Genomic DNA, 13,204 nt, shown 5'->3' with positions numbered 1-13,204 from the left:
GTTTGCTTCACTTGGGTTTAAGTGTGAATGATTGGGTTTTTGGCGGCAAGGCTTAGGAGTAAAAGTGCTCTAACACTTAAGCGGTTTATCGCCCTCTTTTCCAAGAGCTGTGACCAAGCCCCCACCGGCGCGTTCACCCACTAAGACAGGGAGGCTGTTGGGCGGGCGTCCGCGGGGATTCTAGGGGCGGACGCCTGTGCCCCACTAGCGCCCGAAAAGGCGGCGGAGCTGCCCGGGCAGGGTATGACGATACTGCCAGGCGGCAAGGGCACCCCAGCCCAGTACGGCACCCAGGGTGTTGTTGAAGATGTCTTCGGCGTCAAAGGTTCGGATAGCGCAGTCGTAGTAACCCCAGATACCGGTCAGCTGGGTCAGCTCGATCGCGAGCGAAGTGCCAAAGGCAGCAAAGAGCACGGTGCGAAAACTAGCCCCCCAGCGCCAGCGGGCCAGCAGGCCAAAGGGCACAAAGAGCAGCACGTTCAGCAGCATCTGCAGCACGTAGGTGGAGAAAAGGGCGCCGAGCAGGCTGTCGTTGGCGGCGACGGCGAACTCCATGCTCCAGCCCAAAGAAAAGCGGGGATAGGTGCTGCCCCAGCCATCGGGGCAGACAAAGACGTCGTTATCGGGCAGGGGTAGGAAGGTGTAGGCGATGACCCCGGTAGCGTAAAGCACCAGGACGCCCGTGGCAGCTATGCGGCGCAGGAGCCTGCGGGCAGGCAGGTGGCGGCCAAACCACCAGAGGGCGGGCACGATAAACACCATGAGCAGGGCCCAGAGGGAAAGCGCCTGCTGGAGCACGGGAATCGAGAAGTAGAAGTAGTACCGCATAGCCTTATATATCAACAAGAATCTGAGTGATTGAGTGTACCGGCCTTAGCTGGGTCTTTACAGAGAAAACAGGACGAGCCTAGGCAGACAATCCCAGAGTCAGCCCGGCCGCAGCGGCAGCGGTTGCGGCAAGTAATTGGCCGAGGGCAAGGACGCCGGTGGCCAGCTTACCGGGGGCTCGTAGGGTTTCGAGCAGAGCGGTGGAGAAGGTGGTGTAGCCGCCTAAAAAGCCCACTCCCAGAATGAGGGTGAGATTTTCTGCAATTACAAAAGTTTCCGCACCGGGAATAGGCTCAGTATGGGCAGCAAGAAGTCCGGTAAGGCAGCCCAAAAGAAAAGACCCCGTGACATTAATAAAGAATGTTCCAAACGGCATAGATACTTGCCAGAGCCTTAACAAAAGGGCCTTAACCCAGGCATCAACCCACAGGCGCAGGGCAGCGCCTGCGCCACCGGCGATAAAGACCAAAAGGTAGACCATGCCCTACTCCCCCGCTCCACGAGCTGACCTGCCGGCGTGGGGCGGGCGTCCGTGCCTCCCCCATCTGCCCCCGAGCTGCCAACCAGCCCAGGCCAGCAGGTAGCCGCCAACCAGCGAGAGCAGGGCGTAGGTGGCAGCCACTCCCCAGTGCCCGTCCAGGGTCAGCTGAGCCAGGGCGAGGGCGAAGGTGGAGTAGGTGGTGAAGCCACCCAGAAAGCCGGTGCCCAGCGTAAGACGGAGCTCTTCAGCACGAGCCGATAAGACCCCTCCCGGGGCAGCGGCAAGCAGGGCACCCGTCAAGAGAGCCAGTAGGAAGGCCCCTACCCAGTTCACCACCAGCACGGTCACGGGTAGGGTGCCAGAGACGGGAAAGGCAGCCAGGAGCAGGGCCCGCACCAGGGCACCTGCTCCACCACCCAGAAAGACGAGCCAGGTTGCGCGAAATGTAGGGGTCATTCCCCCATCCTACGCCGCCAGCAGGGGTAGACGCACCGTAAACTCGGTACGACCCGGGCGGGAGACCACATCGATAGAACCCCCGTGGGCTTCCACAATGGCCTTGGCAATGGGAAGACCCAGGCCGGTGGTGCCATCGGAGCCGGAGCGGGCAGCGTCCGCCCGCGTAAAGCGGTCGAAAATCTTGCTCTTGAACTCGGGGTCAATACCGGGGCCGTTATCGCTCACACTCATGATGGCCTCACGGCCGCTGGCAGAAATCGACAGGGAGGCGGTCACCGTGGTGCCCTCGTCCGTGTGCTTCCGGGCGTTCGAGAGCAGGTTCAACAGCACCTGCTGCAGCTGGGAGCGGTCGCCGCGCACCTCCACCACGTCCTCGGGCAGGTTGAGCTGCCAGATGTGAGAAGGGGCTGCCACCTGCAGGTCCATGACGTTTTCTACCAGCAGTTCAGTCAGGTCCACCTCGGTCATCTCGGGCTCACGGCCTTCGTCGAGACGAGCCAGCAGAAGCAGGTCTTCGACCAGGCGCGACATGCGCTCGGTCTGCGAGTTCACGCGCTCTAGCGACGTCTTACCCTGGTCGGTGAGGGTTTCGGTCCAGCGAATCATATCGGCATACCCCCTGATAGCCGCCAGGGGCGTCCGCAGCTCGTGGGAGGCGTCCGCCACGAAGACCCGCATCTGCTCCTCGGTGCGCGAGCGCGCTTCAAGGGCAGACTGCACGTTGTCTAGGAGCTGGTTGAGGGCATACCCGACCGCTCCTACCTCGTCGCCGGGGTGGGCGTCCGCGGGCTGCACACGGGTTGCCTCGGGCAGGGTTTCAAGAGCCAGGTCCATGTGGGCGACACCCGCTGCGACCTGCGAGACCCGCTCAAGGGGTTGCATGGTGCGGCGGATAATCCAGGAGCCCAGCACACCGGCACCAATCATCACGGCAACCGAGCCTGCAGCGATCACAGCTACCAGCACAGCCAGGGTACGGTGGGTTTCTGCCAGGGGTACGCCGGTGACGATGACGCCCTCGCTGACCGGGTTATCCTGCATGACAACCAGGTATTCACCCACCTCAAGGTCTACTTCAACGGTTCCGTCAGAGGTGGAAAGCGCCAGCAGGGTCTGCTGGTCGGCGTCACTCAGGGTCTGGGTGGAGCCAACCGAGTCAAGTAGACCAGCCACCACGGTCTGGCCGTTGGCGGTGCACAGGCTCAGGGTGCCGGGGCCCTGGCCGGGGGCGTCGAGGGTGGTGCGGCCATTGAACTGCTGGCAGCCGTCTACCTCAGTGTTACCGTTTTGCCCGGCGGGACCGCCGGGTTTGAAAGAAACCGCTCGGTGGGCAGCTTCGTCGAGCTGCCCGTAAGCCCGGTCCATGAGAGAGCTAGAGAGGGCGATGTAGCTCGAAACGCCAATAATGAGGCAGGCGATACCCAGCATGGTCACCAGAATGGCGATGAGCTTGGTGCGCAGGTGGGGGGTGGTGCGCAGCCCGGTGGGGGCTGCGTCCTGGGCCTGCTCCTGCCCTGAAGCGGGCGCAGGGCTGCCCGCAGGCTGTGAAGGTGCTGCCATGGGCCCTACTGGTTGGCGGGTTTAATGACGTAGCCTGCGCCGCGCACGGTATGAATCATGGGCTCACGGCCCGCGTCAATCTTTTTGCGCAGGTAGGAGATGTAGAGTTCCACAATGTTGGCCTGGCCGCCGAAGTCGTAGTTCCAGACATTATCGAGAATCTGGGCCTTAGAGACCACGCGCTTAGCGTTTTCCATGAGGTAGCGCAGCAGATCGAATTGGGTTGCGGTGAGCTGGATTTCTTCGCCGCCGCGGGTAACTTCGCGGGTGTCCTGGTTGAGCACCAGGTCGCCGACTACGAGTTCAGCGTCATTGGCTGCTGCTACGCCGGAGCGTTGCACCAGGCGGTGCAGGCGGATCATGACTTCTTCCATGGAGAAGGGCTTGGTGACGTAGTCGTCAGCACCGGCGGCTAGGCCGACGATGCGGTCGTCCACGGAGTCCTTGGCGGTGAGGAAGAGGCAGGGCACCTCGGGGTAGAGCTTGCGGATGCGGGAGAGCAGCTCAACGCCGTCGAAGCCGGGCATCATGATGTCGAGCACGAGGACGTCGGGGCGCCAGTCGCGGGCGATAGCCAGGGCTGCGGGGCCCTCGCCCGCTGATTTGACCTCCCAGCCAATCATTTTGAGTGCCACGCTGACCAGCTCTTCGAGCATGCGCTCATCGTCTACCACGAGGGCGCGGATGGGCGACCCGTCGGGGTGTTCGAGGGTTGGGAGGTTTTTGGCGATGTCGGTTGCTGTGCTGCTCATACTTCTAAGGGTAGCCAAATGCGGGCGTTCTGGGAGGCTCTGACCGCTATTTGAGGGGTTTGGGGGTTGTTTTCACAGGTGATTCTTATGCGAGTGTGAGCGGGAGCAAACCGAGGGGTGGGCCTGTCTTGTATGAGCAGGTGAGAGAACATTTAGTGTCAGGAGGATGACACAGAGATGTAATGTTTCACAAAGACCTGCCTTTACGAGCACCGCGGGTTTATTTCCTGGACTTCATCGGGTAGAGTTCTGAACAGGCTGTCAATTGTTTATTTTTGAAGAAACTTTATGACGGGTTGCCTAGAGGCTTTCTAAGTTTGAGTTGAATGAACCACCTCGCAACTCGTTAGACGGGCTCGCGTTGATGGTTGTGGTTCCCCTCAGCGCGAGCCTCTCTATAGCAAAGGGTCTTGTTCCGCAGATGCGGAGCAAGACCCTTTCTTTTTACCTTCTAGGGAGCGCTACGGAGCTAGCGGGCGGACGCCCGGCGGTGCTGCACCAGGTCGATAGCCGCACCCATCAGGGCGGCAACCAGAGTGGGTACGAACCAGCCCAGGTCGTAGGCGTGGGCGGGAGCCCAGCCGATGAGGGGCTCGATCACGTTTGAACCAAGGCCCTGGGCGTTGAGGGTCATGAGCAGAGCCCAGATGACAGAGACCAGCAGGGCAAGACGGTGGGTCAGGTTCATCCAGGGAGCGCGCAGGGCAGCTTCAAGCAGGGTGAGGACGACCAGGGTCAAGGCTGGCGGGTAGAGGGTAGTGATAATGGGAATGGCAAAGCTCATCAAGCCTTCTAGGCCAAAGGAGGCCAGCACAAAGGCGATGAGGGTGAAGATGATAGCCCAGGTGCGGTAGGAGACCGAGGGCACCAGCTTGTTGAAGAAGGAGCTGGTTGCGCCGATGAGACCCACCGAGGTGGTCAGGCAGGCTAGCAGCACAATGAGGCCGAATACGACGGCACCGGGGCCGCCCATGGTCTGGGCTGCGGCGTCGGTGAGCAGGGCTGCGCCGTCCTTGTATCCCTGGCCGTCCGCGATATGCTCGCCAATATAGCCCAGCCCCAGGTAGACCGCACCCAGCAACACGCCGGCAATACCGCCGGCCAAGGCGACGCTGCGGAGCATCTCGCTGCGTCCGGTCACCCCTTTTTCACGCAGGGAGGCAATCACGATGATGCCGAAGGCAAGAGCTGCCAGGGAATCCATGGTCATGTAGCCGTTGACGAAGCCGGTGGCAAAAGCACCCGTGGCGTAGTCTTCAGTCGGTGCAGCCGAGGGAGTGCGCAGGGTAATAAAGCTCATCACGACCAGCACACCCAGCAGGATCACCAGGGCGGGGGTCAGGTACTTGCCCAGGGTGTCGACGATACCGGTGGGGTTCATAGCCAGCAGGTAGGAGACACCAAAGAAGACGGCAGAGAAGATGAGGGTGGGCACCATGCCGTCCGCCGACATATAGGGGTCCACAGCCATGGCGTAGCTGACGGTGGCAGTACGTGGCAGGGCGTAGAGGGCACCGATGGAAAGGTAGACCAGGGGAGGGAAGACGAGGGCGAAGATTTTTCCGCCACGGGCCGCCAAATCTTGCAGGTCGCGGCCGGTGACGGCGAGCGCCACGACTGCCAGAATAGGCATTAGGACGCCGGTGACCAGAAAGCCGGTAATGGCGGGGGTGAAGTTCTCGCCGGCTTCCGCCCCGAGCATAGCGGGGAAGATGAGGTTGCCTGCGCCGAAGAACATGGAGAACAGCATGAGGGCTGTGACCACGATGCTGGTGAGAGGTCGTGCGGGGGCTGGTGCTGAGTTCATAAGTATGGAGGTAATTCTTTATATGTACGGAAGGGTTCAGTTTACTCCCCTTTGTTGGGAACGGCGCGGGCGCCTAGGGGTCGTAAAGGACCGCGGGTCGGTAGACTGGTAAGGATATTCGCACGTTTGTATGTCTGAGCTGAAAGGGGGTCACGTTGCGCATTTCACGTATTTATAACAACAATGTGGCCCTGGCCCAGGCCTACACGGGCGAGCAGATGGTGGTTATTGGTCGCGGCTTGGCTTTTGGTAGGCGCAAGGGCGATATGGTTGATCCCACCCTGATTGAGCAGACTTTTGTGCCGGAGCACGGTACCCCCGATGAGACTCTCGCGGGGGTGCTGGCTAAGATTCCATCGGAGATTCTGGGCCTGGCAACCGAGCTTGAGTTCTTGGTCAAGGCCGAGGGCATTACGATTTCTCATTCCTTTATCGTGCCGGTGGCTGACCATATCAGCTATGCGGTGGTGCGGGCCAGGGAGGGGCTGGCGGTGGATTACCCCCTGGCTCTTGAGGTGTCTCAGCTGTACCCGCAGGAGGTTCGGTTTGGGCGCCGCGCCCTGGAGCTGGTCAAGGAGCGCTTGGGTGTTGAGCTGCCCGAGATTGAGGCAATTCCGCTAGCTATGCACCTGGTTAATTCGCAGTTTGCCTCTGAGGATATGGGCGGCACCTACCGCATGACTGAGGTGCTCTCTCAAATTTTTGAGGTGATTGGGGCTGGCTTTGGCGGCCCGGTGGATCGCTCGCTCATGAGCGCTGCCCGCTTCGTGACGCATCTGCGCTATCTCTTTGTGCGCGCGGGTGCCGCCCAGACTGCGGACGCGGGCACGAGCGTCCCTATGCTCCTTGAAAGCCTGAAGGACGCCCACCCCCGCGCCTTTGCTGCGGCGGTCAAGGTGAAGCTGGTGCTTGAGATGCACCTGGAGCAGAACCTGACGGACGACGAGCTGACCTACCTGACCATTCACATTGCCCGCCTAGCCCGCGACCAGTACGGCACCTCCTAGCGCCGTCCACCCTATTCTTTTTCTCTTCACCCCGAGATAATCTCTAGGGTCATGAGAGAAAGAGTAGGGTCATTGGCTGGCTGCCCGGACGCCAAGGTGACGCAACCTTGAGATCAACAGTTCCGGGCGCTGCGCCAGATCACCCCAGGTGGCGCGAATAACCGTCCACCCCGCCAGTTCTAGTTCCCGCTGCCTCAGCGCATCATTGCGTAACTGCTCATCGGTTGCCCGGTAGGCTCCGTAATACTTATGCAGACCATCCACCTCAAGAAGCAGCTTGAGGTGAGGCCAGGCAAAATCAGCACGGTACAGGCGCCCGGATGGGGTAATAATTTCAAACTGTTGAATAGGCGGCTCGACACCTCCCTGATAGAGACGAAGCCTGGCAAAAGACTCCAGAGGAGATTCGCTCAGCGGGCTCATCAGCGCAGCCACAACACGTAATTTCTGAGATCCTCGCCCCGCACAGCGTTCAAGCTCTTCTTGTGCAGTGTCGAGTTCAAGATGCCCGTGTTTTAAAAAGAAATCTGCGATAGCTAGCGACTCTTGCAGGGGCATAGTTTTTCCGCAGTCTATGACGGTTGTGAGCGGGTTCGTGACTCTGACTCCGCCTAAATCAGTAGCCAGGGAGCATTCTTTTACCTTATGGCTATGCAGGATTGCCTGCGGGTGCCCCGACTTATTGATGCCCAAGAGGGAGAGGTGCACTTTAGGGGGTAAGGCCATCAGCGGCGCACCCCATAGAAGGGCGGCTGACTGATGACTCACTACGGCTGTGGGGCGGGTTTTCTGAAGGGCTACCGTCACAGCTTTGGCCCGGTCGCTGCCTGTGCAGTGTCGTGCGATGTCGCCTTTGAGGTAAACCCCGCGGGTCAGACGTATAAGCTCACCTCTACGGTGTTTTGCGCTGATGAGATTATTGCTCATGCCTGAGTCTTTGAGATCGCGGTGAGTGTGCATCGCTGAACAGATGTGTGAGAGGGTGAGTTCCATGCCGCTACTGTGGCAAAAAGGCGCGGGCGCTTCAAGTGACCCTATTTGCGCCTGTGGATAACCCTTATTTTCGCTCGTCAGATGCCTGTGGACAAGAAGACACGAGACGGCCTCTACGTCGTCACAAAGAACACCCTATTCTTTCTCTCTTCACCCCGAGATAATCTCTAGGGTCAAGAGAGAAAGAATAGGGTGCTCAGTACTGGTCAGATTAGAGTTCGGTAGCCTGCTCCCCGTCACGGGCGTACAGAGCCAACCCGTCTAGGGGCAGGGAACCTGCGCGGTAGCGGACGGCGTCCGCCCCAGCTCCCGTTGCGCGGACGGCGGTGGCAGCAAAAGCCTTGACGGAGCCGGCAGACTCAATGGCGGGTACATTGTCGCCGCTGGTTGAGATTTCGCCGCCAACCTCGATGGAGTCGAGCTCGCCGCCGTCCTTGATGGACAGGGCGATGGCCTGCAGGGTGACCTGCACACCCCGTACCAGGCTCAGACCCTCGCCACCGACGGTGGTGAGGTCGCGCTTGACGGTCAATGACGGTAGGGGCTTAGAGACCTGAATGCCGATGGACCCGTCGCCGGTGGTAGCGATGGAGTCGAAAATTGCTTGCTTGAGATAACCGTCGTAGAGGTTGAAGCCGCGAGCGCCCTTGCCGGTGGTAAGGATGGGCTGGCGGATATCGAGGGTGTCGATACCACCGAAGTTGACGAAGCCGATGCCGGAGGGCCCGTGGGAGGTGACTCGTCCCTCCGAGATCCATTCGGTGGCTTGGCCCCAGTTATCGAGCACCATGTCGTTCTGCCCGTAGGTGGTGGTCGAACCCCGATTGACGACCTTCTCAGCGATACCGCCGTAGATCAGGAAGACACCGCCAGAGATCAGGTCGGGGGTGCCGGGGGCGATACCGCCATCGGTATAGATATCACCGGTGGTCAGCTCTGAGATAACGAGGGTGCCTCCTGCCGGGGTGCCGTCCTCGGTGCCTTGACCACCCACGAACACGCCAGAACCGCGGACGGGGGTATCTTCGGTTCCCGCGGAGATGTTCAGCAGTTCTGCGGTGATAACGACATCCTCGTCCTTCTGCAGGTTCCAGGCGGTGAAGCCGCCCTGTAGGGCATCGACACCGTAGGCATGGGGGCGCAGGGTGCGCCCGCGCAGGTCAGCAGCGATGACGTGCACGCCGTCAGCTTCAAAGCGGCCTGCCCGGTTAGAGCCAGCGGCGGTGAGGAAGACCTGCCCTACCGTGCGTACATCTTCTAGGCGTAGGGTTCCGAAGTCTTCCACGTCGTCGGAGTTGAAGATGGCGAGTTCTTGAACCGAGGTTGAGATTTTGAGGTGGGAGACGGTGTTGTTAGCGGTGAGTTGCAGCCCCTTGGCACCGAAAGCCAGCTCGGCGTCGTCGGTGGTGCCGCGCAGGGTAACTCCTTCGGGGAGTTTGAGGGAGGGCATGCCGATAATACGGCCGGAGATTTCAAGGACGCTTGTGCCAGCTGAGAGGGCATCGGTAAGTTGCTGGGCGGTTGAGATGGCTTCCATGACTAAACCCTTCATATAATTCATTAATGTACTTCTTACACCCCTCACGCTACTCTCTTTTACACAAAATACAAGTCAGGATAATTTACATAGAAAATTTTTACATCCCCCACCGGCGCAACACACCAACCACAAGTTACTTTACAAGGAAAGTTTTTAGGGGTAGATTAAAACCATCAAAACAACACATCACCTCGAAAGGTAGCCACCATGCAGTTCGGTATTTTCTCCGTCGGCGACGTCACCATGGACCCCACCACCGGCAAGACCCCCAGCGAATACGAGCGCCAAAAGGCCATCGTTGAAATCGCCAAGAAGGCTGACGAGGTTGGCCTGGATGTCTTTGCCGTCGGCCAGCACCACAACCCGCCCTTTATTGCGTCCTCACCGACCACAACCCTGGCCTACATCGCAGCTCAGACCAAGAACATCCTGCTCTCCACCTCCACCACCCTGATTACCACCACCGACCCCGTGCGCATCGCCGAAGACTACGGCACACTGCAACATCTGACTGACGGCCGCATGGACCTCATGCTGGGCCGCGGCAACACAGGCCCCGTCTACCCCTGGTTCGGCAAGGACATCCGCCAGGGTGTCAACCTTGCCATCGAAAACTACGCTCTGCTGCGTAAGCTCTGGAGCGAGCAGGTGGTCAATTGGTCCGGCAACTTCCGAACCCCCCTCAACTCCTTTACCGTCACCCCGCAGCCCCTAGACGGCACCGCGCCCTTCGTCTGGCACGGCTCCATCCGCACCCCCGAAATCGCGGAGCAGGCAGCCTACTACGGTGACGGCTTCTTCCACAACAACATCTTCTGGAACAAAGAGCATACCCAGCAGATGATCAACCTCTACCGCGAGCGCTACGAACACTACGGCCACGGCAGCGCCGAGCAGGCCATTGTGGGCCTGGGCGGGCAGGTCTTCATGAGCAAGAACTCCCAGGACGCTGTCACCAAGTTCCGCCCCTACTTCGACAACGCTCCCGTCTATGGAGGCGGCCCCTCCCTGGAAGATTTTGCCGACCAGACCCCGCTGACTGTGGGCTCCCCCCAGCAGGTCATTGAGAAGACCCTCTCATTCCGCGACTACGCCGGTGACTACCAGCGTCAGCTCTTCCTGGTAGACCACGCAGGCCTACCCCTCAAGGAAGTTCTGAACCAGATCGACATGCTGGGTGAGCAGGTTGTGCCCGTCCTGCGCGAAGAGTTCGCTAAGCTGCGCCCCGCCGGTGTGCCCGAGGCCCCCGTCCACCCCCGCTACGCAGCCCACCTGGCCGAGCAGGGCAAGTAGGGAGGAAGAGTCGTGAGCACCCCGTCAATTGTTGTTGTCACAGCGGGTTTGGGCGAGCCGTCCACCACCGCCCTGCTGGGTGAGAACCTGAGCGAGGCAACAGGGCAAGCCTTGAGCCAAGCCGGAGTTGATGCAAACTTCACCCATATCTCCCTGCGCTCTTTAGCCAAGGACATCACCAACCACTACCTCACCGGCTTCCCACTGGGGGCACTGGCTACCGCCCTGGATCAGGTGCGCGATGCTGATGCGATTATCGCAGTCACCCCGGTCTTCAAGGCCAGCTACTCGGGGCTTTTTAAGAGCTTCTGGGACCTGGTAGAGGACGGCTCTTTGGCAGGCAAGCCCGTGCTGATTGCTGCCACCGGCGGCACCGCCCGCCATTCCCTCATGCTGGAGACGGCCATGCGTCCGCTCTTTAGCTACCTCAAGGCAACCGTAGCCCCCTCAGGCGTCTTTGCCGCTACAGATGATTTTGGCTCCGATGCCAACCTGGCTCCGCGAGTTGCTAAGGCAGCAGCCGAGTTCGCCCAGCTGGTCCTCTGGACGCTCGGAGCAGCACCTGCCGGGCAGGGTTCGCAGCAGGCGCCCCAGCAGACCCGCGAAAGCGGGGCGGATGAAGCCAAGCAGCAGGCAGTTCAGGACGCCAACGCCGGCTCCTTCTTTGGGATTCTTGAGGAAGATCGGGGCGGGAAGGCGGCTGCGCCAGCCTACAAGGCACCGGGGCTAGAAGCCCTGACGGTCACCCCTTTCGAGGAATTACTTAAAAGGAATATGCCGGGTTCCTAGGCCTCGTCATAAGCACACCGCATAGGCGGGAGGGTATATGCCCTCCCGCCTGTTCTTTAAGATGTCTAAATCATCGCCCTCTTTGCCGCGCAATCAAAAGGGAGTCCTAGCTGGTGAAGGCCCACAGACCCGTTAACCCGTCTTAATATTTCCCACATATATTCCATACAGGTGACACTGCGCGTTAGGCTAGCACCGAATAGAGATTTTCTGAGTAAAGTCTCCTGAACCACACCTACCCACCCGGTAGAGAGGAGAGGAGGTTCTATGGGAACAGCCCCCACCCCGGCTCGCTTCACCAAAGAACAGGAAAATCTGTGGAAGATCTATACCAACACATTAGAAACCCTCAACCTGCATCTCGATAGATGCCTCAAAGAAGAGGTGAAGATTAAGCTGGCAGACTACAGGATTCTGGCAGCAATTTTAGATTCCCCACAGACAGATTCCACCAACAAAGATTGCGTAGTGCGCATGCGCGATTTAGCTCGCGCCACCAATGTCTCACCCTCGCGGCTGACCTACCAAATTGACGTGTTAGAGAAACACGGCTGGGTCACCAAGGTCTCTATTCCCAGCGATAAACGGGGTAAGGGAGTGCTCATCACCCAGCAGGGGCGGCAGGTCTTCAGAGAAGCCACCCCGGTCTACACCCGCGAAGTCCAGCGCACGGTCTTTGAGGGCCTAGACCCCGACATCGCACGGGCTCTAGCCCACTTTTCGCGCGGGGTTCTCGGCAAGGTTACCCACCCCGAACGCAAGCGCGTGAGAGCCTAGATAGCATACAAGAGGGGGCGGACGTTTATCAGCGTCCGCCCCCTCTTGCATACTCTGCTGGCAAGCAGAGAAAAAGTTTTAGATTTTTACTGCTGGTCGGCCGAACCCTGCTTTTTAGCCTTGGGAATAACCCCAACCCGCTGGGCCTTGTAGAGCTGCTCGCGGTTAGCCAGCACCACCAGAGCCAGGGCGTTGAGGGCCAGGCCAATAATGAAGATGATCCAGCCAATGACCATCAGGGCTGTGCCGCTGAGGATTGCACCAACAATTAGGGCAGCAACTGACACCAGATAAGCGGGGGAAAGAAGAAAACGGGTATCCATGGGGGCCTCTTCTGTGGTTCTAGCGGACGTGCGGGCGCGGGGTGCGGGAGCGGAAGATACGATCATCGCTAGCGACATCACCGGCACTAGCAGTGGGCGTTGCGGCAGCTACCAGGGGCTGGGACTCGGTAATGGCCTCGGGCTCATAGAGGTAGGTATCGCCGGGCACCTCTTCTTCCTCATACTCTACCTGGGCATCTGTGTCCGCACCGGTAATCATAGCGGGCAGGGGCCCGCCTTTGAGGCGCTGCACCATCACCAGGGTGGCAAAGATGTTCAGGCCTAGACCCGCCAGCAGTACGACCCAGCCCAGCACCGAAACCCAGGTGGAACTCGCACCCACCATTAAAGCGCCTGCAAAAAGGGCTGCCAGGGAGGTGAAGTATGCCGGGGAGAGGTCTTTGGTGTCCATTGATCCTGATTCTGTGAAAAAAATTTATATTCTTTATTGAGAATATACTGCCGAGTGTTGTGCCCTTCTTTTTTTGCCCTCCATCACCAGGGCATTAAGCCAGAGGCCCTATAGGCCTACAGCGGAATAAGCACTTACCCATAGTAGGTGATGATTCTGCAAATTTCTTGAGTATCACCTAGC

Annotated in this window: 14 protein-coding genes; 4 read left to right on the top strand and 10 right to left on the bottom strand. The window is 59.6% G+C overall.

Features of this window, described 5'->3' with window-relative positions; all coding sequences use genetic code 11:
* Positions 1-204: 204 nt before the first annotated feature.
* The 6 genes from L6758_RS06125 to brnQ all read right to left on the bottom strand — a co-directional run bounded on the left by L6758_RS06125 (position 205) and on the right by brnQ (position 5,887).
* Positions 205-828, bottom strand: coding sequence for a VanZ family protein (locus L6758_RS06125; RefSeq protein ID WP_237205147.1), 624 nt, complete (start codon positions 826-828; stop codon positions 205-207).
* 79 nt (positions 829-907) lie between these two features.
* Positions 908-1,309 (bottom strand): fluoride efflux transporter FluC, encoded by a 402-nt coding sequence (locus L6758_RS06120; protein WP_237205146.1) that lies wholly within the window; start codon positions 1,307-1,309, stop codon positions 908-910.
* Between the two features lie 3 nt (positions 1,310-1,312).
* Positions 1,313-1,765 carry a CrcB family protein gene (locus tag L6758_RS06115; protein ID WP_237205145.1) on the bottom strand — a complete coding sequence of 151 codons (453 nt, stop codon included), beginning with the start codon at positions 1,763-1,765 and terminating at the stop codon, positions 1,313-1,315.
* Positions 1,766-1,774: 9 nt separating this feature from the next.
* Positions 1,775-3,328: a sensor histidine kinase gene (locus L6758_RS06110; RefSeq protein WP_237205144.1), complete on the bottom strand. Its 1,554-nt coding sequence runs from the start codon at positions 3,326-3,328 to the stop codon at positions 1,775-1,777.
* Between the two features lie 5 nt (positions 3,329-3,333).
* Positions 3,334-4,080 (bottom strand): response regulator transcription factor, encoded by a 747-nt coding sequence (locus L6758_RS06105; RefSeq protein WP_237205143.1) that lies wholly within the window; start codon positions 4,078-4,080, stop codon positions 3,334-3,336.
* 469 nt (positions 4,081-4,549) lie between these two features.
* Complete coding sequence (gene brnQ, locus L6758_RS06100) at positions 4,550-5,887, bottom strand: branched-chain amino acid transport system II carrier protein (protein WP_237205142.1); 1,338 nt, start codon at positions 5,885-5,887, stop codon at positions 4,550-4,552.
* A gap of 155 nt (positions 5,888-6,042) precedes the next feature.
* Between brnQ and L6758_RS06095 the strand changes: the two genes are divergently transcribed.
* Complete coding sequence (locus L6758_RS06095) at positions 6,043-6,894, top strand: PRD domain-containing protein (RefSeq protein ID WP_237205141.1); 852 nt, start codon at positions 6,043-6,045, stop codon at positions 6,892-6,894.
* Between the two features lie 69 nt (positions 6,895-6,963).
* Here the strand turns inward: L6758_RS06095 and L6758_RS06090 are convergent, their stop codons facing one another.
* Together L6758_RS06090 and L6758_RS06085 are read right to left on the bottom strand one after the other, a co-directional pair.
* The gene (locus L6758_RS06090; RefSeq protein WP_237205140.1) at positions 6,964-7,887 is read right to left on the bottom strand and encodes a type IV toxin-antitoxin system AbiEi family antitoxin domain-containing protein; all 924 of its coding nucleotides are present in this window, start codon (positions 7,885-7,887) and stop codon (positions 6,964-6,966) included.
* Between the two features lie 211 nt (positions 7,888-8,098).
* Complete coding sequence (locus L6758_RS06085; protein ID WP_237205139.1) at positions 8,099-9,424, bottom strand: hypothetical protein; 1,326 nt, start codon at positions 9,422-9,424, stop codon at positions 8,099-8,101.
* Between the two features lie 210 nt (positions 9,425-9,634).
* Here L6758_RS06085 and L6758_RS06080 point away from each other — a divergent pair, with 210 nt between their 5' ends.
* The 3 genes from L6758_RS06080 to L6758_RS06070 all read left to right on the top strand — a co-directional run bounded on the left by L6758_RS06080 (position 9,635) and on the right by L6758_RS06070 (position 12,286).
* Entirely contained in the window at positions 9,635-10,720 is a 1,086-nt protein-coding gene (locus L6758_RS06080; RefSeq protein ID WP_237196006.1) for an LLM class flavin-dependent oxidoreductase, read from the top strand.
* A gap of 12 nt (positions 10,721-10,732) precedes the next feature.
* Positions 10,733-11,509 carry a CE1759 family FMN reductase gene (locus tag L6758_RS06075; protein ID WP_237205138.1) on the top strand — a complete coding sequence of 259 codons (777 nt, stop codon included), beginning with the start codon at positions 10,733-10,735 and terminating at the stop codon, positions 11,507-11,509.
* Positions 11,510-11,776: 267 nt separating this feature from the next.
* Positions 11,777-12,286 carry a MarR family winged helix-turn-helix transcriptional regulator gene (locus L6758_RS06070; protein WP_237205137.1) on the top strand — a complete coding sequence of 170 codons (510 nt, stop codon included), beginning with the start codon at positions 11,777-11,779 and terminating at the stop codon, positions 12,284-12,286.
* Between the two features lie 86 nt (positions 12,287-12,372).
* Here L6758_RS06070 and L6758_RS06065 read toward each other — a convergent pair whose 3' ends face one another.
* A complete protein-coding gene (locus L6758_RS06065) occupies positions 12,373-12,609 on the bottom strand; it encodes a hypothetical protein (RefSeq protein ID WP_237205136.1) in 237 nt (78 codons plus the stop codon).
* Between the two features lie 19 nt (positions 12,610-12,628).
* The gene (locus L6758_RS06060) at positions 12,629-13,021 is read right to left on the bottom strand and encodes a hypothetical protein (protein WP_237205135.1); all 393 of its coding nucleotides are present in this window, start codon (positions 13,019-13,021) and stop codon (positions 12,629-12,631) included.
* Positions 13,022-13,204: the final 183 nt, after the last annotated feature.

It is taken from the genome of Rothia nasimurium, from assembly GCF_928382285.1.
Classification (GTDB): Bacteria; Actinomycetota; Actinomycetes; order Actinomycetales; family Micrococcaceae; genus Rothia; species Rothia nasimurium_E.
The sequence above is the reverse complement of the archived record's forward strand: the minus strand, read 5'-3'. Positions and strand labels throughout refer to the sequence as shown.